This window comes from Methylibium sp. (assembly GCF_965279545.1).
GTDB lineage: Bacteria > Pseudomonadota > Gammaproteobacteria > Burkholderiales > Burkholderiaceae_C > Methylibium.
Window position 1 is genome coordinate 3,936,638 of record NZ_OZ257250.1, and the last position, 21,835, is coordinate 3,958,472.

At 70.3% G+C, this 21,835-nt stretch carries 19 protein-coding genes and 1 rRNA gene; 8 read left to right on the top strand and 12 right to left on the bottom strand.

Translation table 11 applies throughout. From position 1 onward, the window contains the following. The first annotated feature begins 65 nt into the window (after window positions 1–65). A 5S ribosomal RNA gene (gene rrf / locus ACQY9S_RS18445) occupies window positions 66–178 on the top strand. Window positions 179–335: 157 nt separating this feature from the next. After that, complete coding sequence (gene ruvB / locus ACQY9S_RS18450; RefSeq protein ID WP_428421708.1) at window positions 336–1,397, top strand: Holliday junction branch migration DNA helicase RuvB; 1,062 nt, start codon at window positions 336–338, stop codon at window positions 1,395–1,397. Between the two features lie 33 nt (window positions 1,398–1,430). Here the strand turns inward: ruvB and ACQY9S_RS18455 are convergent, their stop codons facing one another. Beyond that, a complete protein-coding gene (locus ACQY9S_RS18455) occupies window positions 1,431–1,913 on the bottom strand; it encodes a copper chaperone PCu(A)C (RefSeq protein WP_428425814.1) in 483 nt (160 codons plus the stop codon). Window positions 1,914–2,230: 317 nt separating this feature from the next. Here ACQY9S_RS18455 and ACQY9S_RS18460 point away from each other — a divergent pair, with 317 nt between their 5' ends. Then, a complete protein-coding gene (locus tag ACQY9S_RS18460) occupies window positions 2,231–3,286 on the top strand; it encodes a class I SAM-dependent methyltransferase (protein ID WP_428421709.1) in 1,056 nt (351 codons plus the stop codon). A gap of 21 nt (window positions 3,287–3,307) precedes the next feature. On the opposite strand, the gene ACQY9S_RS18465 is transcribed toward ACQY9S_RS18460, so the two are convergent. From ACQY9S_RS18465 to ACQY9S_RS18485, 5 genes are read right to left on the bottom strand one after another with little or no spacing between them, the layout of a single operon-like run. Continuing rightward, window positions 3,308–4,426 carry a DSD1 family PLP-dependent enzyme gene (locus tag ACQY9S_RS18465; RefSeq protein ID WP_428421711.1) on the bottom strand — a complete coding sequence of 373 codons (1,119 nt, stop codon included), beginning with the start codon at window positions 4,424–4,426 and terminating at the stop codon, window positions 3,308–3,310. 15 nt (window positions 4,427–4,441) lie between these two features. Continuing rightward, window positions 4,442–5,143 (bottom strand): histidine phosphatase family protein, encoded by a 702-nt coding sequence (locus ACQY9S_RS18470; RefSeq protein WP_428421712.1) that lies wholly within the window; start codon window positions 5,141–5,143, stop codon window positions 4,442–4,444. After that, window positions 5,143–5,781, bottom strand: coding sequence for a YbhB/YbcL family Raf kinase inhibitor-like protein (locus ACQY9S_RS18475; RefSeq protein ID WP_428421714.1), 639 nt, complete (start codon window positions 5,779–5,781; stop codon window positions 5,143–5,145). The genes ACQY9S_RS18470 and ACQY9S_RS18475 overlap by 1 nt, the downstream gene beginning before the upstream one ends. A gap of 33 nt (window positions 5,782–5,814) precedes the next feature. Beyond that, window positions 5,815–6,138 carry a DUF1840 domain-containing protein gene (locus ACQY9S_RS18480; RefSeq protein ID WP_428421716.1) on the bottom strand — a complete coding sequence of 108 codons (324 nt, stop codon included), beginning with the start codon at window positions 6,136–6,138 and terminating at the stop codon, window positions 5,815–5,817. Window positions 6,139–6,150: 12 nt separating this feature from the next. Continuing rightward, window positions 6,151–7,485, bottom strand: a complete 1,335-nt coding sequence (locus tag ACQY9S_RS18485) for a class I SAM-dependent methyltransferase (protein ID WP_428421717.1) — start codon at window positions 7,483–7,485, stop codon at window positions 6,151–6,153. A 73-nt stretch (window positions 7,486–7,558) separates the two neighbouring features. On the opposite strand from ACQY9S_RS18485, the gene ACQY9S_RS18490 reads away from it, so the two are divergent. Continuing rightward, window positions 7,559–8,404 carry a fumarylacetoacetate hydrolase family protein gene (locus tag ACQY9S_RS18490; protein WP_428421719.1) on the top strand — a complete coding sequence of 282 codons (846 nt, stop codon included), beginning with the start codon at window positions 7,559–7,561 and terminating at the stop codon, window positions 8,402–8,404. A 52-nt stretch (window positions 8,405–8,456) separates the two neighbouring features. On the opposite strand, the gene ACQY9S_RS18495 is transcribed toward ACQY9S_RS18490, so the two are convergent. The 4 genes from ACQY9S_RS18495 to ACQY9S_RS18510 form a co-directional block, all read right to left on the bottom strand. After that, the gene (locus tag ACQY9S_RS18495; RefSeq protein ID WP_428421720.1) at window positions 8,457–9,641 is read right to left on the bottom strand and encodes a methyl-accepting chemotaxis protein; all 1,185 of its coding nucleotides are present in this window, start codon (window positions 9,639–9,641) and stop codon (window positions 8,457–8,459) included. Between the two features lie 233 nt (window positions 9,642–9,874). Beyond that, window positions 9,875–10,552, bottom strand: coding sequence for a hypothetical protein (locus tag ACQY9S_RS18500; RefSeq protein ID WP_428421722.1), 678 nt, complete (start codon window positions 10,550–10,552; stop codon window positions 9,875–9,877). Between the two features lie 273 nt (window positions 10,553–10,825). Beyond that, window positions 10,826–13,696, bottom strand: coding sequence for a formate dehydrogenase subunit alpha (gene fdhF, locus ACQY9S_RS18505; RefSeq protein ID WP_428421723.1), 2,871 nt, complete (start codon window positions 13,694–13,696; stop codon window positions 10,826–10,828). Beyond that, the gene (locus ACQY9S_RS18510) at window positions 13,693–15,414 is read right to left on the bottom strand and encodes an NADH-ubiquinone oxidoreductase-F iron-sulfur binding region domain-containing protein (RefSeq protein ID WP_428421725.1); all 1,722 of its coding nucleotides are present in this window, start codon (window positions 15,412–15,414) and stop codon (window positions 13,693–13,695) included. Before ACQY9S_RS18510 ends, fdhF begins: the two co-directional genes overlap by 4 nt. Before the next feature lie 123 nt (window positions 15,415–15,537). Here ACQY9S_RS18510 and ACQY9S_RS18515 point away from each other — a divergent pair, with 123 nt between their 5' ends. Continuing rightward, complete coding sequence (locus tag ACQY9S_RS18515; protein WP_428425816.1) at window positions 15,538–16,617, top strand: substrate-binding domain-containing protein; 1,080 nt, start codon at window positions 15,538–15,540, stop codon at window positions 16,615–16,617. 149 nt (window positions 16,618–16,766) lie between these two features. Here the strand turns inward: ACQY9S_RS18515 and ACQY9S_RS18520 are convergent, their stop codons facing one another. Continuing rightward, window positions 16,767–16,967, bottom strand: a complete 201-nt coding sequence (locus ACQY9S_RS18520) for a heavy-metal-associated domain-containing protein (RefSeq protein WP_428421726.1) — start codon at window positions 16,965–16,967, stop codon at window positions 16,767–16,769. 147 nt (window positions 16,968–17,114) lie between these two features. Between ACQY9S_RS18520 and ACQY9S_RS18525 the strand changes: the two genes are divergently transcribed. Genes ACQY9S_RS18525 through otnI form a run of 3 tightly spaced genes read left to right on the top strand, consistent with a single transcriptional unit; the run spans window position 17,115 to window position 20,570 of the window. Continuing rightward, on the top strand, window positions 17,115–19,313 hold the full coding sequence (locus tag ACQY9S_RS18525; protein ID WP_428421728.1) for a heavy metal translocating P-type ATPase: 2,199 nt from the start codon (window positions 17,115–17,117) through the stop codon (window positions 19,311–19,313). Beyond that, a complete protein-coding gene (gene cueR / locus ACQY9S_RS18530) occupies window positions 19,310–19,756 on the top strand; it encodes a Cu(I)-responsive transcriptional regulator (protein WP_428421730.1) in 447 nt (148 codons plus the stop codon). Before ACQY9S_RS18525 ends, cueR begins: the two co-directional genes overlap by 4 nt. Before the next feature lie 34 nt (window positions 19,757–19,790). After that, entirely contained in the window at window positions 19,791–20,570 is a 780-nt protein-coding gene (gene otnI / locus ACQY9S_RS18535; protein WP_428421732.1) for a 2-oxo-tetronate isomerase, read from the top strand. Between the two features lie 403 nt (window positions 20,571–20,973). On the opposite strand, the gene ACQY9S_RS18540 is transcribed toward otnI, so the two are convergent. Continuing rightward, window positions 20,974–21,798 (bottom strand): CsgG/HfaB family protein, encoded by an 825-nt coding sequence (locus tag ACQY9S_RS18540; protein WP_428421734.1) that lies wholly within the window; start codon window positions 21,796–21,798, stop codon window positions 20,974–20,976. Between the last annotated feature and the right edge of the window lie 37 nt (window positions 21,799–21,835).

The following is a 21,835-nucleotide window of genomic DNA, read 5'->3' on the forward strand; positions in this document are numbered from 1 at the left end:
CAAAATCTGATAAGACTCTACGAATTGGCTGTGTTGCTCGCTGAGCAGCACGGTGACTGGTTAAGCCTGATGACCATAGCGAGGTGGTCCCACTCCTTCCCATCCCGAACAGGACAGTGAAACGCCTCAGCGCCGATGATAGTGCGGGTTCCCGTGTGAAAGTAGGACATTGTCAGGCTAATATTAAGCAAAAGCCCAACCATATCGGTTGGGCTTTTTGCTTTTCTCGGAGCGATCATGGTGAGTCGATTGCTACTGGCGCTTGAACATCGGCGAATCTTCGCCGTCTTCAACGGCTCATGCTGCCTTCTGCGCAACTCCCGCACAATGACGCCATGAGCATCCAGACCGACGACTTCGCCTCGTCAACTCCCGCGGCGCGCAGGATGGTCAGCGCCGCACCGGCATCGCCCAACGAGGAGGCGGTCGAGCGTGCGCTGCGACCCAAGGGCCTGGCCGACTACGTGGGGCAGGTCAAGGCGCGCGAGCAACTGGAGATTTTCATCGGTGCCGCCAAAAAGCGTGCCGAAGCGCTCGATCACGTGCTGCTCTTCGGTCCGCCCGGCCTGGGCAAGACCACGCTGTCGCACATCATCGCGGCGGAGCTCGGCGTCAACCTGCGCCAGACCTCGGGCCCGGTCCTCGAGAAGCCCAAAGACCTGGCGGCGATCCTGACCAACCTCGAGCGCAACGATGTGCTGTTCATCGACGAGATCCATCGACTCTCGCCGGTGGTCGAGGAGATCCTGTACCCGGCGCTCGAGGACTATCAGATCGACATCATGATCGGCGAAGGTCCTGCAGCACGCTCGATCAAGCTCGAGCTTCAGCCTTTTACCTTGATCGGTGCCACCACCCGTGCCGGCATGCTGACCAACCCCTTGCGGGACCGCTTCGGCATCGTGGCCCGACTGGAGTTCTACACCGTCGAAGAACTGGCGCGCATCGTGATGCGCTCGGCCGGCCTTCTGCAGGTACCGGCCGATGCAGCCGGCGGTCTCGAGATCGCGCGGCGTTCGCGTGGCACGCCCCGCATCGCGAACCGGCTGCTGCGTCGCGTGCGCGATTACGCGCAGGTCAAGGGCGACGGCAGTATCGACGCGGTGATCGCCGACAAAGCGCTCGCGATGCTCGACGTCGACCCCCAAGGCTTCGATGTGATGGACCGCAAGCTCCTCGAGGCAGTGATCCACCGCTTCGATGGCGGCCCGGTCGGGCTCGACAACGTTGCCGCCGCGATCGGTGAGGAGCCGGGCACGATTGAAGACGTGATCGAGCCCTATCTGATCCAGCAGGGCTACCTGCAGCGAACCCCGCGTGGCCGCATCGCCACCGCGGCCGCTTACCGGCACCTCGGCGTGACGCTGCCTCCCGAGGGCCGCTTGTTCGAGATGTGAGCGGCGTGCCGCAGGCGCATGTGCCCGTTGAATCTACCGATGCTGATCGGAGCCGTGGGCAGGCATCGAGCCTGCAGCCTCGACCTTCATCTCGATCGTCACCTCGCCGCCGCGCTCGAACCTGAGCTTCAGCGGGAAATGGGTGCCCGCTTGCAGCGGCCGCTTCAGTCCCATGAGCATCAGGTGGTAGCCGCCTGGCTTGAGTTCGACCTTCTGGCCGGCCGGCACGTCGATGGCATCGACCTCGCGCATGCGCATCACGTCGCCGTCCATCGTCATGCTGTGCAGTTCGACGCGATCCGCGACGGGTGCGCTCGCACCGAGCAGACGGTCGGTGTTGTCACGACCTTGCAACGTGAGGAAACCGCCCCCCGCGCGCTGGCCGGTGACGGTGGAGCGTGCCCAAGCGTTCTCGACGCCGACGGTGGCGGAGTCCTGTGCGGAGGCGGCGGTGGATGCCAGCAAGCCTATCGACAGGGCGACGGCAAGCGGGAGGGAAAGCAGCTTCAAGCGAATCCTTTCAGCAGAGACAGCCGCGCAGCATGGGCCGGCACAAGCGGTGAAATCGGCTGCCGCATTGTGCCGAAACCGCGCTGGGTCCCCGCAATTGCCTTCTGCTGAGCCAGCGGGACGTTGAACCCTGGGGGCTTGCGCGCGCCTGTGTCGGGTGGCCCCGTTCGCGTCGGCGGGTGACGCTCGCAAACACGGCTTGCTTGCCGGTCTTCACTGACTAGGATGGGTGGTGGGTTGCTGGCGCGAATTCTCGTGGAAGACCAACCATCGACCGCGAGTCCGGCCTGAAGAGTGCCATTGCTGCGTGAAGGGAGTCCGTCATGGCCATTGACATGGACAAGCTCAACGAATTCATGGGTCGCTTCGTGAGCGACATCGGTGCGGCGATGCATGCCGGCACCGTGGTGCTCGGCGACCAGTTGGGCCTGTACAAGGCACTGGCCGAAGGGCCGATGAGTCCGGCAGATCTGGCGGGCAAGACCCAGACCGACGAGCGCTACGTGCGCGAGTGGCTCAGCGCGCAGGCCGCCGCCGGCTACGTCGAGTACGACGCCGCGACGCACGACTTCCACATGACCGAGGAGCAGGTGTTCGCGCTGGCCACCGAGGGCAGCCCGGCCTTCATCCCGGGCGCGTTCCAGGTCGCGCTGGGGGCGCTGAAGGCGGTGCCCAAGCTCGCCGGCGTGTTCCGCACCGGTCTGGGCTTCGGCTGGCACCAGCACGACCCCTGGCTCTTCCAGGGAACCGAGCGCTTCTTCCGGCCCGGCTATGCAGCCAATCTGGTGTCGAGCTGGATCCCGTCCCTCGACGGCATGGAGGCCAGGCTGAAGGCCGGCGCGAAGGTCGCCGATGTCGGCTGCGGCCACGGCGCCTCGACGGTGCTGATGGCGCAGGCCTATCCCGAAAGCCGATTTGTCGGTTTCGACTACCACGCGCCGTCGATCGATTGGGCCCGCAACGCGGCGACGGAGGCTGGTGTCTCCGACCGTGTGAGTTTCGAGGTGGCGTCGGCCAAGGAATTCCCCGGCAGGGACTACGACCTCGTGGCCTTCTTCGACAGCCTGCACGACATGGGCGACCCGGTCGGTGTAGCGCGCCATGTGCGGGAGGTGCTCAAGCCGGGCGGCAACTGGATGATTGTCGAGCCCTATGCGCACGATGCGCTGGAGGACAACCTGAACCCGGTCGGGCGGATCTACTACGCGGCCTCGACGCTGATCTGCACGCCGGCCTCGCGGTCACAGGAGGTTGGGCTGGCGCTGGGGGCACAGGCTGGCGAGCAGCGCCTGCGGGGTGTCGTGGGTGACGGGGGCTTCCGGCATTTCCGGCGCGCCACCGAAACACCGTTCAACCTGGTGTTCGAGGCGCGCCCCTAGCTGCATGAGCGGCGGGAGCGCCTAGTCGAGCCGCCCGCGTGCATCGACCGGCCACACCGCTTCGACCACGCCGCCGTCGAGCCCACCGCGCACCGCCACCAGGTGGTCGTGCAGGTTCACGGTCGGGTCGCAGTGGCCGGGCACGAGCCACACCGTTTCGCCGAGTGCCGGCAGCGCCTCGCTGCCACGCGGGCGCAGCACGCCGTGCTCGTCGCCGCCGTTGATGAAATCGAGTTCTCGGCCCCAGACCGTCGGCAGGCCGGAGTCGATCGCATGCGACTTGTGGCCGGCATCGACCACCGCGTGCGCGAGGTGGCGGGCGACGACCTGGCTCTTGACGAACAGCGCATGCGCGAAGCGCGGTGCGTGAGGTGCCGCTGCATTGCGCGCGTAGTCGGCGTCCATGAACACATAGCTGCCGGGCTGGATCTCGCCATAGACGCCGCTCGCGGCCTTGAGCATGAAGCTGCCGCTGCCGGCGCCGGTGATCAACGGGCAGGCCATGCCGGCCGACGTGACGGCCGCGCGGGCCGCCACTGCGAGCGCGACGGCATGGTGGATCGCCGCCTCCCGCTCGGCCACGCCGCGCAGGTGCTGGGCGCCGCCGTGATACGCCTGAAGCCCCGCGAAACGCAGCCCTGCGTGTGCGACGACCTGGCGCGCCAGCGCGCCGGCCTCGGCGGGCGCCACGCCGCAGCGGCCCTGCCCGGCATCGATCTCGACGAACACATCGATCTGCCGCCCCGCGGTCTGCACCGCCGCTGCCAGGCGCTCGATCCCGACCACGCTGTCGACCGCGATCGCCAGCCTCACGTCGATGGGCAGCGCCGCGAGCCGTGCCAGCTTGGGTGCGGCGATCACTTCGTTGCTGACGAACACGTCGCGCACGCCACCGGCCGCGAGTGCCAGCGCTTCGCCGACCTTCTGCACGCACACCCCCACCGCACCGCGCGCCATCTGCTGCAACGCGATCGTTGCGCACTTGTGGGTCTTGGCATGGGGGCGCAAATGCATGCCGCAGGTGCGGGCGAAGACCGCCATCGCTTGCAGGTTGCGCTCGAAAGCGTCCAGCTCGATCACCAGCGCCGGGCTGTCGATCGCCCCGACCGGGTCGCCGATGCGGGCAGGCGCAGCGCGCATGAAGGGGACGGCCTATCAGGCCGCGTGGCCGACCCGGTCGCCCGCGGCGGCGGCGCAGCTGTCGCGGGCGCCGTCGCTGAACTCGTCGTGCTGCAGACCGTCGAGGTGCGAGGTGTCGCTCCAGCCGACCAGCGCGAAGCCCTCGGGCGTGTAGAGCAGGCGGTTGACCGCGGTGTTGCCGAGCTGCCAGGTGCGCGGCGCGTCGAGACCGACGCGCGATGCGGCACGGTAGAGGCAGTCCATCACCCCACCGTGCGCGATCAGCGCGATCGCCTGACCGGGGTGCCGGCTCGCCAGCCGCTCGGCGGCATCGACCACGCGCGCATAGAAGGCATGCAGCGTCTCACCGCCTTCTGGTCCGAAGTCGAGGTCGCGCGCACGCCAGCGCGCGCTCTCGACGGGCCAGCGGGTCTCGATCTCGGCCCAGGTGTGGCCCTCGAAGCGGCCGAAGGCACGCTCGCGCAGCCCGCGGTCGGACTGCACCGCGATGCCGCTGGCCGCGCCGATCGCGAGCGCGGTGTCATGCGCCCGCGCCAGGTCGCTCGAATAGACGACGTCGAGGCCTTCGCCGGCCAGCGCCTGTGCCACGCGCCGGGCCTGCCAGCGGCCCTTGTCGTTCAGGCCGACGTCGAGCTGGCCCTGGATGCGCGTGTCCACGTTCCATGCGGTCTCGCCGTGGCGCACCGCGACGATGCGGGTGAGTTGCGACTGCGGCATCAGGCGCCGCTCGCGATCAGTCGCGCGTTGAGGCTGTAGCTGCCGCTGAACGCCGCCTCGGCGAGCACGTGACCGCGCATCGCGGCGCGCGCTTTGGCGCCGGTGAAGCTGCCCTCGACCGCGAGCCGTTCGACGTCGAGTGCATGGAGCGTGAAGACGTAGCGATGCACCAGCGCGTCGTTGAACGGCGGGAAGGGGCCGTCATAGCCGTGGTAGAGGCCGCCCATGTCGGCGTTGCCGGCGAACCAGCCGGTGTAGTCGTTGAGGCCGTGGCGCGCGCCGTGCAGCGTCGCGGGGCCGGGTTTGCCGTGCGGCGTGAAGCCCCGGCTGAACTCGCCTTCGGCGATCGCCCCCAACGCAGGCGGCAGATCGACCAGCACCCAGTGGAAGAAGTCCACCCGCGGCAGGCTGGCCGGCACCTCGCGGTCGGGCTGATTCACGTCGTCGCCGCGGCTCGGCACGTCGGGATCGTGGCAGATCAGCGCGAAGCTCTTCGTACCGACAGGGGCTCCCTCCCACGCCAGTTGCGGGGACACGTTCTCGGAGAAGCTCACGATGCTGGCGGCATCGGGCTTGCCGGCAGCGTATTTCGCAGGGATGCGGGCCCCATCGGCCCAACTCGTGCTCGTCAGCTTCATCGGCGGCGCTCCTGTGCCGTGTGCGCGCGGGGCTCAGACGCCCCAGACGATCTCTTCATCTGCGGCATGCGCGCGTTTCATCATCTCGACCAGCGGCCAGGCGCGTTGGCGCAGGCTCACGCCCTCCCGCGCCGGCAGGGTCTTGCCCTCGGCGCGCGCATCGGCCTCGGCCTGGCTGCGGGCCTGCTCGTCAGCGGCGACCGCGGCTTCGAGCGCAGCGATCGCGCCGGGCATGTCGGCCGCCAGCACGATGCCCTTGGCGCCGGGCTCCTTGCCCATGGTGCGCAGCACGGCGTCGCCGACCGGGCCGGTCATGATCACGTCGCCGGCCGCCTTGGACTTGAACTTGTACAGCATCGGACTTGCCTTTCAGGACCGGTAGAGGTGGTCGCGCTGGAACGGGTAGACCGATTGTGCCCCCCGCACCAGCGTCGACTCGACCGCGCCGGTCGGTCGGCTCGCGAGCAGCTGGTTCAGCGACATCCAGCCGCGCTCGAAGCCCATCGCGCTGCCTGCCAGATAGAGCCGGTAGGCGTGCACCACGCGTTCGCTGGTCAACCCACGTGCGGTGTCGAGCTGCGCTTCGAGGGCGTCGCTCCAGGCCCACAGTGTGCGGGCGTAGTGCGGGCGCAGGTTCTCGACGTCGAGCGTTTCCAGCCCTGCCTCGGCCATGGCGGCCATCACGTGCGACACGTGCACCAGTTCGCCGCCCGGGAAGATGTAGCGCTCGACGAAGTCGCCGATGCCGGCGCCGAGCTGCTCGTTGTGCAGGCCGCCGGCGGTGATGCCGTGGTTCAGCAGCAGCCCGCCCGGTTTCAGCAGCCGCCGCAGCTTGCGGAAATAGGGCAGCAGCTGGGCCCGGCCGACATGCTCGAACATGCCGATCGAGGCGATCTTGTCATAGGGTCCGCCGCCGTCGCTCTGCTCGGGCACGTCGCGGTAGTCGCACAACGCGATGCTGACGCGGTTCGCCAGGCCGCGCTCGGCAATCAGGCGCCTGACGTGTGCATGCTGCTGCCTGGAGAGCGTGATGCCGTGAGCGCGCACGCCGTGGCGCTCGGCCGCCCACAGCAGCAGCGCACCCCAGCCGGCACCAACATCGAGCAAGCGCTCGCCAGGGCGCAGCATCAGCTTGCGGCACAGCAGCTCCAGCTTGGCCTCCTGAGCGGCCGCGAGGGTGGACACACCCTCGGGCCAGTAGGCGCACGAGTACACGCGCCGCGGGTCCAGCCAGAGCGCGTAAAAGTCGTTCGAAACATCGTAGTGGAACTCGATCTGCTCGCGGTCGCGCCGCGGACGGTGCTTCGCCAGCGAGCGGCTGGTGCGCCGCAGGCGCGACCACCAGCGCGCCGGCCCGGCGGCATCGTCCAGCAGCGTCGGGTCACCTGGGATCAGGGCGGCGGCTACCTCGGCCAAGTCGCGCATCGTGCCGTCGATCTGCAGCTGGCCTTCGACATAGGCCTGCGCCAGGCGGCCGACCTGGCCGAGCGCCAGCAGCGGCATCAGGCGCGCATCCAGCAGGCGCAGCACCACCGCGGCGTGCTCGGCGCCCACTGCAATGCCGCCCGGCAGCTCCAGCCGCGTCCGGACCGGCAAGGTCTGCAAGCGGGCAGACACCGCCGTGATCCAGCGCGAGGGGGCGTTCGGTCGATGGGCTGGGATGGCGTCGATCGACGGTCCGGTCATCGGCTTCAGCGTGCTCATGGGTGATGAACTCCTGCAGCTATGCTCAGCGCCAATTTACCCATATTGCGGCGAGCCCGCACGGCCTGTGTCCATGAAGCTGATTCGCTACGGCGCCCCGGGGCGCGAAAAACCGGGCCTGATCGACAGCGAGGGCGTGCTGCGCGACCTCTCGGGGGTCACGCCGCACCTCGACCTGCCGAGTCTGGGCCTCGCCGGCTTGCGGCGCCTGTGCGAGGTCGAGGCGGGGGGCTTGCCTCGCGTGCGCGGCACGCCGCGCCTGGGCGTGCCGTTCACCGGCATCAGCAAGTTCGTTGCGATCGGCCTGAACTACCGGGACCACGCCGCCGAGGCCGGCATGCGCGTGCCGACCGAACCGATCGTGTTCATGAAGGCGACCACCTGCATCACCGGCCCGAGCGACGCGATCGAACTGCCGCCCGGCTCGCTGAAGACCGACTGGGAGGTCGAGCTGGGCGTCGTGATCGGCCAGACCGCCAAGCGCGTCGGCGAGTCGCAGGCGCTCGATCACGTGGCCGGCTACTGCGTCGTCAACGACGTGAGCGAGCGCGCCTGGCAGACCGAGCGCGGTGGCACCTGGGACAAGGGCAAGGGCTTCGACAGCTTCGGCCCGATCGGTCCGTGGCTGGTGACGCGCGACGAGTTGCCGGATCCACAGGCGCTGGCGATGTGGCTGGACGTCAACGGCGAACCGCGCCAGCGCGGCAACACCGCGACCATGGTCTTCTCCGTGGCCCAGCTGGTCAGCTACGTCAGCCAGTGCATGACGCTGCTGCCCGGTGACGTGATCGCCACCGGCACGCCGCCGGGCGTGGGCATGGGCATCAAGCCGGTACCGCAGTTCCTGAAGGCCGGCGATGTCGTGACGCTGGGTATCGACGGGCTGGGCGCGCAGCGGCAGCGGGTCGTGGCCGGTTAGGGCCCCAAGCGAAAGGGCGCCCGCAGGCGCCCTCGCTCGAAGCGGGAGTGTTTCAGGCCGCCAGCTTGAACACCTTCACCGCTTCGCTCAGCTTGTGCGACTGATCGCGCAGCGAGTGCGACGCGGCGGCCGCCTGCTCCACCAGCGCGGCGTTCTGCTGGGTCGAGCTGTCCATCTGCTCGATCGATCGATTGACCTGTTCGATGCCGGCGCTTTGCTCACGGCTCGCGACGCTGATCTCGCTCATGATGTGCGTCACCTGGCGCACGCTGGCAAGGATCTCGTCCATCGTGGCGCCGGCCTGGTCGACCAAGCGGGCGCCGGTGGCCACCTTGTCGACCGAGTCGCCGATCAGCGTCTTGATTTCCTTGGCGGCGGCGGCGCTGCGCTGCGCCAGGTTGCGCACCTCGCCGGCCACCACCGCGAAGCCGCGGCCCTGTTCGCCGGCGCGCGCCGCTTCCACGGCGGCGTTGAGCGCCAGGATGTTGGTCTGGAAAGCAATGCCATCGATCACGCCGATGATGTCGGCGATCTTGCGGGCGCTGCTGTTGATGTCGTTCATGGTGGCAACCACCTGCGTCATCACCTCGCCGCCGCGGCTGGCCACGTCGCTGGCACTGACGACCAGCTGGTTGGCCTGGTGTGCGTTGTCGGCGTTCTGGCGCACCGTCGAGGTGAGCTGCTCCATCGAGCTGGCGGTCTGCTGCAGTCCGCTGGCCTGGTTCTCGGTGCGGGTGCTCAGGTCGGTGTTGCCGGAGGCGATCTCGCTCGAGGCCACCGACACCTGCTCGGCCGACTCGCGCACCTGGGTGATCGTGCTTTGCAGCTTCTTGCGCATCTGGTTGAGCTCGTGGTTGAGCCAGGCGATCTCGTCGCGGCCACTGGACGAGATCTTGGTCACCAGATCGCCGGCGGCGATGCGCGTGACCGAGGCCACCACATCCTCGACCGGGCCGCGCACGCTGCGCCGGATGGCCCAGCCCAGCCAGGCGCCGAACAGCGCGGCGGCGACCACCATGCCGCCGATCATCCACAGCGTGCGCTGTGCGCTCTTCTGCATGGCGTCCACCTTTGCGGCCACGGCCGGGTCGGCCACGGTCACCAGCAAGGCATGCGCCTCGGCAGTCGCCGAACGGGTGGTCCATACGCTGATCGCGCCCAGCGCGAGCGTCAGCACCACCATCACGGCAAAGCCTGCAGCAATGCGGGTGGTCAGTCGGTAATTCAGCAGGTTCATCGTAGCGGTCTCCAGGTCATCGGGCCCGTGTCGTCAGGGGTCCCGGTCGGTCCCGGCGTGCTCGCAGCACTCCGGCATCGTTGGTGTCTCCGTGGAATATCGGTCCGACCGGCGCCGACTGAAGCGCCGATCAAGGGCTGAATTCCCCGGGTTTTCACGGGCCTGGGCGGCCGGCGCGGTCGGGCAGCGACTCGCGCTGCGCTGTCTGCCGCACTTCCGGTGGAACCGGTGCCTCAGAAGCTGCCGCGCAACACGATGGCGACGCCACCACCACGCGTGCGCAGCGACAGCCGATAGCCCGAGTCGAGCTGCATCGCCACGCTGCCGCGCTCGAAGCCCAGGCGTGACTTGCTGGTCTTCCACTCGATGCCGCCCTTGGTGGTGTAGAGGGCCGCCGCGCTGTCCGGGCCGAGCCCGCGCAGTGCCGACGTGTCGGCGTAGAGCGTCGATTGGTCGGAGAGCCGCAGCCGCCAGCCGACGGTCACCGCAGGTCCGCCCGTCTGTCCGGCGAGCCGCTCGGGCTCACCGCCGACCGCGGGGGCCACGACGCTGCGGGTGACGCTACCGACGCCCAGCCCCAGCGCGACGCGGCCGTTCGAGGCCCACCAGCGGTAGCCGATGCTTGCCATCTCGGCGCGGCCTGCGAGCTGCGTGGCGCCCAGGGCGGTCAGCGTCTGCCGGTCCAGCACCGGGTCGCGGCGCGCTTCGAAACCGCCGGAGAGATGGAGCGTGCCATGCTTCATGTCAGCGGACGTCACGACATCGCTGTCCTGCATATCGGCCGCCATCGGCTTCATTTCGGCATGCAGCGGATCCGCCGCCTGGGCAGCCAGCAGCGCGGGCGTCAGCAGCGCTGTGGCAGCGACTCGGCGGGTGCACTCGAGGCAGAACCTGCTCGAAACTCCGTCCATGCAAAGCATCGTATGCCGCAGACCCGGCTCCGGGGGCCCATCGACAACTCACGACACCGGCTTGAGGGGGGTGGCATGGTGCGAGCCTGAGGGGGTGATGGGTCGGCGACAGGGCCGACAGCCGCACTGTCTCACCATGGCCCCGTCGAGGTCCGTCGGACGGCCCCGGTTCTTCTTGTAGGACGGCGCCTGATCGAGGGACTCAGGCGCGCTCTCCGATTCGCCGGACCCGGCCAACGCCGCGCACGCGCCGTCCCGCAGCGTCGACAAGCCCTAGGCCAGCGCGCTGAGCTTCACCGCCGTGACCTTGAATCCGGGGATCTTCGCCACCGCGTCGAGCGCATCGCCGGTGAGCTTGTTGGCGGCCGCTTCCCAGAAGGCGAAGGGCAGGAACACCTGGCCCGGTTGGACCTCGGTGCTGATGCGAACGCGGGCCTGCACCGCGCCATGGCGTGTCGACATCAGCACCGCTTGGCCATCACGCACGCCGACCGTCAGGGCGTCCGCGGGATGCAGCGACATCAGCGCCTCGGGCGCGATCGCGTCGAGCATGCTGGCATGGCGCGTCATCGCGCCGGTGTGCCAATGCTCGAGCACGCGGCCGGTGGTGAGCACGAAGGGGTATTCGGCATCGACCTGCTCGGCACCCGGGCGAAAGCGGGTCGGCACCAGGGTGGCGCGGCCGTCGGCGGTGGGGAAGTGGTCGATGAAGACCACGTCCTCGCCGGGTCGGTCCTCGCGGGAGGCCGGCGTGACGACGGCTTCCTCGCGCACCAGCCGTGTCCACGGCACGCCGGCCAGCGGCTCCATCACGCTGCGCATCTCTTCGTAGGCGCGTGCGACCGGCGCTTCGGCCGCCGCCTGGCCATTGCCGTCCTCGGGCTGCCAGTAGTTCCAGTCGGCGCCGAGCCGGCGTGCGACCTGCTCGATCACCCACAGGTCCTGCCGCGCTTCGCCGGGCGGCGTCAGGGCCGGGCGGCCGATCTGGATCAGCCGGTCGGTGTTGGTGTAGCTGCCCCATTTCTCGGGCTGCGCCGAGGCCGGCAGGATCACGTCGGCCAGGATCGCCGTCTCGGTGGCAAAGATGTCCTGCACCACCAGGTGCTCCAGGCTTGCCAGCGCCTTGCGGGCGTGGGCGAGGTCGGGGTCGCTCATCGCCGGGTTCTCGCCCTCGACGTAGAGGCCGCGGATGCGGCCCTCGGTCACGGCATGCATGATCTCCACCACGGTGAGGCCGGCCTTCGCATCGATCGGCGAATGCCACAGCGCCTCGAAGTGCGTGCGCACCGCGGCGTCCGAGACGCGCTGGTAGTTGGGCAGCATCATCGGGATCAACCCGGCATCGCTCGCGCCTTGCACATTGTTCTGGCCGCGCAGCGGATGCAGTCCGGTGCCGGGGCGACCGATCTGGCCGGTCAGCAGCGCCAGCGCGATCAGGCCGCGCGCGTTGTCGGTGCCGTGCACATGCTGGCTCACGCCCATGCCCCACAGGATCATCGAGCCCTTGCTGGTGGCGAAGGCGCGCGCCACGTCGCGCAGCGTGTCGGCCGGGATGCCGCAGATCTCGCTCATGCGCTCCGGCGTGGCCTCGGCGACCGAGGCCTTCAGCGCCTCGTAGCCGTTGACGCGGGCCTTCACGAAGGCCTCGTCGACCAGCCCCTCGGCCACGATCACGTGCAGCAGGCCGTTGAGCAGCGCCACGTCGGTGTCGGGGCGGAACTGCAGGTGCCAGGTGGCGCGGCGCGTCAGCGAGGTCTGGCGCGGATCGCAGATCACCAGCTTGGTGCCGCGGTCGACCGCGTTCTTGATCCAGCTCGCGGCAACCGGGTGGTTGACGGTTGGGTTGGCGCCGATCAGGAAGATGAGTCCGGCCTGGGCCACGTCGGCCACCGGGTTGCTGACCGCGCCGGAGCCGATCCCCTCGAGCAGCGCGGCGACCGAGCTCGCGTGGCACAGCCGCGTGCAGTGGTCGACGTGGGCGCTGCCCATCGCCGTGCGCACCAGCTTCTGGAACAGGTAAGCCTCCTCGTTGCTGCCCTTGGCCGAGCCGAAGCCGGCCAGCGCCGAGCCGAAGCCCAGGGACGAAGAGCCGGCCAGGGCGGGGGCGCCATCGCGGATCTTCGCCAGGCCACCAGCGGCGAGCTCCAGCGCCTCGTCCCAGCTCGCCTCGCGGAATAGCGCGTCGAGCGGCAGTTCGCCGAGCTTGACGCGCTCGATGTCGGCCGCGTCCTTCTTCACGCCGGTGCGCCGGATCAGCGGACGGGTCAGGCGGCGCGGGTTGTGGATGTAGTCGCTGCCGTAGCGGCCCTTCACGCACAGCCGCCCGTGGTTGGCCGGGCCGTCGCGGCCGGTGACGAAATGGATGCGTTCCTCGCCTTGCGCGTTCGGGCCGACGTTCCAGGTGAGCTGGCAGCCCACGCCGCAGTAGGGGCAGACCGAGTCCACCTGCTTCGTCACGTCCAGCAGGCCGGCGCCCTTGGCCGGCATCAGCGCCCCGGTCGGGCAGGCCTGCACGCATTCGCCGCAGGCCACGCAGCTCGATTCGCCCAGCGTCGCGCCGGCGTCGAAGGTGATCTGCGCGTGCGCGCCGCGGAAGGCCAGGCCGATCACGTCGTTGCCCTGCTCGTCGCGGCAGGCGCGCAGGCAGCGCGTGCACTGGATGCAGGCGTCCAGGTTCACCGCGATCGCCGGGTGAGAGGGGTCGGCCACGGCGTAATGCGGCGCGTCGCGCTGCGGCAGGCGCCCGCGCGGCACGGCCAGCTGTTCGGCCCATTGGCTGAGTTCCGAGGCCTTGGTGTAGGTGTCGGTGGTGGCACCGGCGTCGCTGACCAGCAGCTCGACCACCATCCTGCGGGCCGACGCGGCGCGCGGGCTCTGCGTCTGCACCTTCATGCCGGCGCTGACGTTGCGGCAGCACGAGGCGGCCAGCGCCCGTTCGCCCTCGACCTCGACCACGCAGGCGCGGCAGTTGCCGGCCGGCGTCAGGCCCTCCTTGTGGCACAGGTGCGGGAGGGTCGTGCCCTCGCGCTTCGCGACGGCCCAGATCGTCTCGTCGGCGCCGGCGGTGACCGTGCGGCCGTCGAGCGAGAACTCCAGCGTCGCGGCCTGTGGCGCGAGCAGCTTCGAGGTCAGCGGTGCGTTCATGCCGTCAGCTCTTCCGCAAAGTACTTGATCACGCAGTCCACCGGGTTCGGCGCCGCCTGGCCCAGGCCGCAGATGGACGCGTCGCGCATCACCTGCGACAGCTCGGCGAGCAGCGGCAGGTCCCAGCGGTCGCCGGCGATCAACTCGTTGACCTTGGCGGTGCCAGAACGGCAGGGCGTGCACTGGCCGCAGCTCTCGTGCTCGAAGAATCGCATCAGGTTGCGCGCCACGTCGGTCACGCGGTCCTGGTCCGACAGCACCACCACCGCCGCCGAGCCGATGAAGCAGCCGTGCGGCTGCAGCGTGTCGAAGTCCAGCGGCACGTCGGCCAGCCGTTCGGGCAGGATGCCGCCGGAGGCGCCGCCCGGCAGGTAGGCGTGCAGCCGGTGGCCGTCCAGCATGCCGCCGCAATATTCATCGACCAGCTCACGCAGCGTGATGCCGGCCGGCGCGAGGTGCACGCCCGGCTTCTTCACGCGCCCGCTCACCGAGAACGAGCGCAGCCCCTTGCGCTCGTGGCGGCCATGGCCGGCGAACCAGTCGCCGCCCTTCTCGAGAATGTCGCGCACCCAGTACAGCGTCTCGAAGTTGTGCTCCAGCGTCGGACGCCCGAACAGGCCGACCTGCGCCAGGTAGGGCGGGCGCAGCCGCGGCATGCCGCGCTTGCCTTCGATCGACTCGATCATCGCGGACTCCTCGCCACAGATGTAGGCGCCGGCGCCGCGGCGCAGCTCGATCGCCGGCATGTCGCGCATCGGCGGGTCGGCGCGCAGCGCCGCGAGCTCGCGCTCGAGGATCGCGCGGCAGCCGTGGTACTCGTCGCGCAGGTAGATGTAGATCGCGTCGACGCCGACCGCCCAGGCCGCGATCAGCAGGCCTTCGAGGAAGCGGTGCGGGTCGCGCTCGAGGTAGTGGCGGTCCTTGAAGGTGCCGGGCTCGCCCTCGTCGATGTTCACCGCCATCAGGCGCGGCGCCGCCTGGCCGCGCACGATGCGCCACTTGCGCCCGGCCGGGAAACCGGCGCCGCCCAGGCCGCGCAGGCCCGAGGCTTCCATCGTCGCCAGCACGGTCTCCAGTGGCCGTTCGCCGCTCAGGCACTGCCGCAGCGTGCGGTAGCCGCCGGCGTCGTGATAGGGCGCGAGCGTGGTGTAGGACGCGGGTTCGTCGCGCGTCCGGCCGGCGGCGACCACGGCCTGCACGGCCTCGGGCGTCGCGTTCGGCACCGGGCACTGGTGCACGACGGCGGCCGGCGCCTGCTCGCAGCGGCCGATGCACGGGGCGGCGATTACGCGCACCTCGGTCCCCAGCAGCGCGGGCAGGCGGGTCAGCAGGGCCTGGGCGCCGGCCAGCTCGCAGGCGATGCCGTCGCACACCCGCACGGTCAGCGGCGCCGGTTCGTCGTAGCTGCCGTCGGCCCTGGGTTGCGCGATTTCGAAGTGGTGATAAAAGCTCGCCACTTCATAAACTTCGGCCTGCGACAGCCGCAGCAACTGTGCCAGCGCGGCCAGGCGATCGGTGCGCAACTGGCCGAAATGCTCGTTCAGCGTGTGCAGGTGTTCGATCAGCAGATCGCGCCGCAGCGGTGTCTGCGGCCGTGCCGCCAGCAGGGCCTGCACGGTACTCAACGCCAGGGCATCGACCGGGCGGTCACCCGAGGCTCGGCGCGGTTTGACGGCCGGGTCGCGCAGAACCTGGATCGGGATCACGGGCGCATTCATAGCTCGGGAATTCCTTGGGTATTGGCGGCGTTCGCTTATGTTTCAATGAGCATATGCCCGGCCGCTGTCTTGTCCACGGACGATAGCGACAATGCCTCACTCTGATATGCACAAGGCCGCCTAATCATGCGGATCCAGATCACCCCTCACTGGGGCGTCGCCCAGGACGTCGATCACCTCGTCGACACCACGGCGCTGCTGACCCTGCTGGCCGCGATCCAGGAGACCGGCGCCATCGCGCAGGCGGCGCGCAGCGTCGGCCTGTCCTACCGCCATGCCTGGGGTCAGGTGAAGCGGGCCGAAGAACTGTTCGGCTACCCGCTCGTCAATGCAGGCCGGGGTCGGGGCTCGACGCTGACGCCGCTGGCCGAGAAGCTGATCTGGGCCGACCGCCGCATCGCGGCGCGGCTGTCGCCGCTGCTGTCGTCACTGGCGTCCGAACTGGAGAACGAACTGGTGCGCACCCTCCCGCCGCGCGCCGACGGCTCGGCCGCGCTGCGGCTGCACGCCAGCCACGGCTTCGCGGTCGCGGCGCTGGTCGAGAAGCTCGAAGCCGCCTCACTGTCGGTCGAGCTGCGCTACCGCAACAGCTTCGAGTCGGTGTCGGCGCTGGCGCGCGGCGAGTGCGATCTGGCCGGCTTCCACGTGCCGATCGGCGAGTTCGAGGCCCCGGCGGTCAAGCGCTACATGAAGTGGTTGAAACCGCAGATGCACAGCCTGGTGCACCTGGCGGTGCGCACCCAGGGCCTGTTCGTCGCACCGGGCAACCCCAAGCGCATCCGCACCCTGGCCGACCTGCAACGGCCCGGCGTGCGCTTCGTCAACCGGCCCGAGGGCTCGGGCACGCGCATGCTGACCGAACTGCTGCTGAACCAGGCCGGCGTGGTGCCGGCCGAAATCAGCGGTTACGAGAGCACCGAGTTCACCCACGCGGCGGTGGCCGCCTACATCGCCAGCGGCATGGCCGACGTGGGCATCGGCGTGCAGACGGCGGCCCAGCGCTTCGGGTTGCCCTTCATCCCGCTGGTGCGCGAGCGCTACTTCTTCGCGCTGCCCACCGCTGCGCTCAACCGGCCGGCGATGCGTACCGTGCTGGACCTGATGCAGTCGCCGGCCTACCGTTCCTCGGTGTCGTCACTGGTGGGCTACGAGGCCGGCGAGACCGGCCGGGTGCTGGGCGTCGCCGAGGCGTTCGAGCGCTAGACGCTCTCGGCGCTGCGTTCGTGCAAGTCTGATGGAAGCACGGGCTGTGGACATATCCCGCCAGCAGGCGTCCCCGCCGGAGCGACTCGGCGGCCTTTGCGGCGACTGCCCGGCCGCATCGCCGGGTCTTGCCCACTCGCCGCCGCGCCTCACAACACCGGCGTCGGCGTGTAGCCGGCCTCCTTGAGGGCATGTGCCACCTGTGCGCGCGGCACGCTGGTGCCGACGCGCACGCGGTGCGTCGGCAACTCGGTGTGCACCTTGGCGTCCGGATCCAGCGCCGTGATGGCCCGGGTGATGGCGCCGACGCAGTGGCCGCAGGTCATGTCCTTGACTTCGAACTCGATCATCGCGATCTCCGGTGGGTTGATATTGCCGATCTTGGGCCTTGCCTCGGTGGGAAGGTCAAGCGCCCGTCCGCACCCCGCCTTGCGTGAGGTCAATGTCGGAGGCGTTTGACTTTGCCATGATGGGAAGGTCGACACTGTGCCCTCGCCATGAGTACCACCGCCCCCCCGCTGACCCTGAGCATCGATGGCATGAGCTGCGCCTCGTGCGTGATGCGCGTCGAGAAGGCGCTGAAGAAGGTGCCCGGCGTCGCCGAGGCCACGGTGAACCTGGCGACCGAGACCGCGCAGGTGCGGGCCGCGCCCGGCACCTTGCCCAGCGTGCTCGAGGCCGCCGTGCAAGCGGCCGGCTACGAGGCGCACTTCGCGCCCGAGGACGGCCCCGCGCCGGTGGCGGCACCGGGCGAGGCCTCCCAGGGTTGGCGCGTCGCGCTGGCCGCATTGCTGTCGCTGCCGCTGGTGCTGCCGATGCTGGCGCTGCTGTGGGGCGAGCACCGCATGCTGCCCGGCGCGTGGCAGTGGGCGCTGGCGACGCCGGTGCAGTTCTGGCTCGGCGCGCGCTTCTACCGCAACGGCTGGCACGCGGTGCGCGCGGGCAGCGGCAACATGGACCTGCTGGTCGCGCTCGGCACTTCGGCGGCCTACGGCCTGAGCCTGTGGCATCTGCTGTCCGGGCAGGCGGGGCACGGTGCGGCGCACCTGTACTTCGAGGCCTCGGCGGTGGTGATCACGCTGGTGCTGCTGGGCAAATGGCTGGAAGCGCGTGCGAAGCGCCAGACCACCGAAGCGATCCGCGCGCTGCAGGCGCTGCGGCCGGAGACGGCGCGGGTGCTGCACGACGGCGTCGAGACCGAACGGCCGGTCGCGGCGCTGGTGCGCGGCGATGTCGTCGTGATCCGCCCCGGCGAGCGGGTGCCGGTCGACGGGCTCATCGACGCCGGCGAGAGCCACCTCGACGAAGCCCTGCTCACCGGCGAGAGCCTGCCGGTGGCGCGCGGCGCGGGCGACCGCGTGATCGGCGGCTCGCTCAACGGCGAGGGCCTGCTGCGTGTGCGCGCCACCGCGCTCGGCGCCGAGTCGACATTGGCGCGCATCGTGCGGCTGGTGGAAACGGCGCAGGCCGCCAAGGCGCCGATCCAGCAACTGGTCGACCGCGTCAGCGCGGTGTTCGTGCCGGTGGTGCTGGTGCTGGCGGCGGTCACGCTGCTGGGCTGGGGCCTGGGCGGCGGCGACTGGTCGCGCGCGACGCTGAACGCGGTGGCGGTGCTGGTGATCGCCTGCCCCTGCGCGCTGGGCCTGGCCACACCGGCCGCGCTGATGGCCGGCACCGGCGTGGCGGCGCAGCACGGCATCCTCGTCAAGGACGCTGCGGCACTGGAGGCCGCGCAGGGCCTGCGCGTGGTCGCGTTCGACAAGACCGGCACGCTGACGGTCGGGCGGCCCACGCTGGTCGAGCTGAAGGCGACCGGTGCGCACGACGCGGCGCTGGCGCTGGCCGCGGCGGTGCAGGCCGGCAGCGAGCACCCGCTGGCGCGTGCGGTCACCGCCGCGGCCTGCGCGCTGGCGGTGCCGGCGGCGCAGGGCGTGCAGGCGGTCGCCGGCCGCGGCGTGGCCGCGAGCATTGACGGGCGCGCGCTCAGGCTCGGCAGCACGCGCTGGATGCGCGAGCTCGGCGTCGACCTCGCGCCGCTGGAAGCGCTGGCGGCCGGGCACCAGCGCCAGGGCCGCACCGTGTCGTGGCTCGCCGACCTGAGCGCCGCACCGACGCTGCTGGCGCTGCTCGCCTTCGGCGACACGCTCAAGCCCGGTGCCGAGGCCGCGGTGAAGCAGCTGCAGGCGCTCGGCCTGCGCACCGTGCTCGTCACCGGCGACCAGCCGGGCGCCGCGCAGGCGGTCGCGCAGGCGCTGGGCATCGATGACGTGCGCGCCGAGGTGCTGCCGGCCGACAAGGCGGCGGTGATCGCCGGCCTGCGCCATGAAAGCGGGCCGGTGGCGATGGTCGGCGACGGCATCAACGATGCGCCGGCGCTGGCCGCGGCCGATGTCGGCATCGCGATGGCGAACCCCGATGGCGGTGGCACCGACGTGGCGATGCACGCCGCCGGCATCACGCTGATGCGCGGCGATCCGGCGCTGGTGGCCGAGGCGATCTCGATCTCGCGCCTCACCACCCGCAAGATCCGGCAGAACCTGTTCTGGGCCTTCGTCTACAACGCGGTCGGCCTGCCGCTCGCCGCCTTCGGGCTGCTGAACCCGGTGTTCGCCGGCGCGGCGATGGCGCTCAGCAGCGTCAGCGTGCTGGGCAATGCGCTGCTGCTCAAGCGCTGGAAGCCGCAGGCGCGCTCATGAAGCGCGTGGCAGCGCCGGCCACGGCAACGCCCGCGGCCTGGCTCATCGGCGAAGCGGCGCAGCGCAGCGGTGTGTCCGCGAAGATGGTTCGCCACTACGAAAGCCTCGGCCTGTTGCCTCCGGTGGCGCGCAGCGAGGCGGGCTACCGGCGCTACTCGATGCGTGAGGTGCACACGCTGCGCTTCATCCGCCGCGCGCGCGAGCTGGGCTTCGGCATGGAAGAGATCCGCGTGCTGCTGTCGCTGTGGCAGGACCGCGGGCGCGCCAGCCGCGAGGTCAAGCAGGTGGCGCAGAAGCACGCCGCCGACCTGCAGCGGCGCATCGACGAGATGCAGGCCATGCAGCGCACGCTCGAAGACCTGGCACGGCACTGCCACGGTGACGACCGCGCCGACTGCCCCATCCTCGACGACCTGCAGGCCGGGCCGAAGCGCCGGCCTTGATGCCGAGGCCGGCGGAAGCTGGCAGCATGCGCACATGCCCCGTTTCGCCGCCAACCTGACGCTGCTCTACACCGAGCACCCCTTTCTCGACCGCGCCGCGGCCGCCGCGCGCGACGGCTTCGAGGCCGTCGAATGCCAGTTCCCCTACGAGCACCCGGCAGCCGGCTTCGCAGCGCGGCTCGCCGACAGCGGGCTGCCGCTGGTGCTGATGAACGCGCCGCCCGGCGACTGGGCGGGCGGCGAGCGCGGCCTCGCGGCGCTGCCGGGCCGCGAGAGCGAATTCCGACTTTCGATCGACGAGGCGATTGCCTATGCGCAGGCGGTGCGCTGCCCGCGCGTGCACGTGATGGCGGGCCGCCTGCCGGCCGGCAGCGAGCGCGCCGCGCTGCAGCCGACCTTCGTCGAGAACCTCGCCTGGGCCGCGCGCCAGGCCGCCGGCAGCGGCATCGAGCTGTTGATCGAGCCGATCAACCTGCGCGACATGCCGGGCTACTTCCTGAACCGGCAGGACCACGCGCACGAGATCGTGGAACTCGTCAGCGCGCCGAACCTGAAGGTGCAGATGGACCTTTACCACTGCCAGGTGGTCGAGGGCGACGTGGCGATGAAGCTGCGCCGCTACCTGCCCACCGGCCGCGTCGGCCACCTGCAGATTGCCGGTGTGCCCGAGCGCCAGGAGCCCGATGTCGGCGAACTGAATGCCCCCTACCTGTTCGGTGTGATCGACGGGCTGGGCTACCAGGGTTGGGTCGGTTGCGAATACCGGCCGCGCGGCGGCACGAGTGCCGGGCTGGGCTGGCGGCCGGGCCGCTGATACGGCATTGCATTCAAGCGCATCGGGTTGAAGATCGGGCCGGGGCTTGTTGCGGTGTTCGGAGTCTTGTCGGGAAAGCTGACCGCCAAACGTCGGCGAGGGCGCTGCGCCGGGTCGCTGTGTTGCGTTCATGTCCCCCGGCCCGGGCTGACGCCCGGTCCTCCTCCTTTACTTCACTCCACACAACGACCCGCCCCAGCGCTGCCACCACCGTGGCCTGCCGGCGCTTGAACACCCTCGTATGCGGAAACCATGAGTGCTGGCGAGGGCGTCGGGTGAGCGGCGCAGCGAAGTAGAGGAGGAGGGGTCGGCCCTCGGGCCGGCGCCGGGGGACATGAGCGGAGCCGCTCGCCCGGCGGCCTCGTCAACACCGCTCGGTCTCCGCAGGCGGCCGGCCGGCGCGTCAGTGCGCCGCGCCGGCTTCGGGCGCGGAGGCCGGCGCTTCGGCAGGCGCCGGTGTGGGCGCGGGCGCAGGTGTTGGTTTCAGCGGCGGGGCGACCTCCGCACTCGGTAGCTTGGGCAGCGTGCGGTTCCACGCATCGACCAGTGCAGCTGCAACTGTCTTGGCCTGCGGTGTATCGGCCCAGCCGCCGTCGATCGCGAACACGCCGCTGCTCAGCACCAGGCTGCCGAGGCCGGCCGAGTCGCTGGTGCCGCGGCCGAACACCGAGCTGGTGATCTCGCTGGTGCGCGCATCCACCACGCTCAGCAGCACCACCGCTTCCTTCTTGTTGTACTGCCCGCCGATGCCGCCGATCACGTCACCGAACACGCCGCCGAGCACGCCCTTGGTCTGGCCGATCTGTTCGGCGAACACGATCTCGGCGCGCATGATGTAGTCGAGCGGCTGCAGGTGTCTGGAGGTCGTGGCGTTGGCGTCGGTGCCGAGCTGCTCGCGCAGCTTGCGCTCCGCCTCGAGCAGCGAGTAGGCCGCGCCGCGGTCCACCACGTTGAAGCAGCCGCTGCGGATCAGCAGGTGACGCACCAGGGGCGCCATCGAGCGCGGCAGGCCGGCCGACAGCAGGGCCTGGCTGTTGATCTCGGCCTCGGTGATCGCCACCGTGCCCAGCCGCTTCTCGCAGCGCGCCACGCCGCCCTGCTGGGGCAGTGCCTGGTCGGCGATCGCCATGTCGGACGCGCCGCCGATCTGGGTGCTCGAGGTGCTGCAGCCACCGGCACCGATGGCGAGCGACAGCACCACGGCGAGACTGCGCAAGGAATGGATCACGCGCCTATCCTCCCATCCTCGGCGCCGGCCGGGCTAC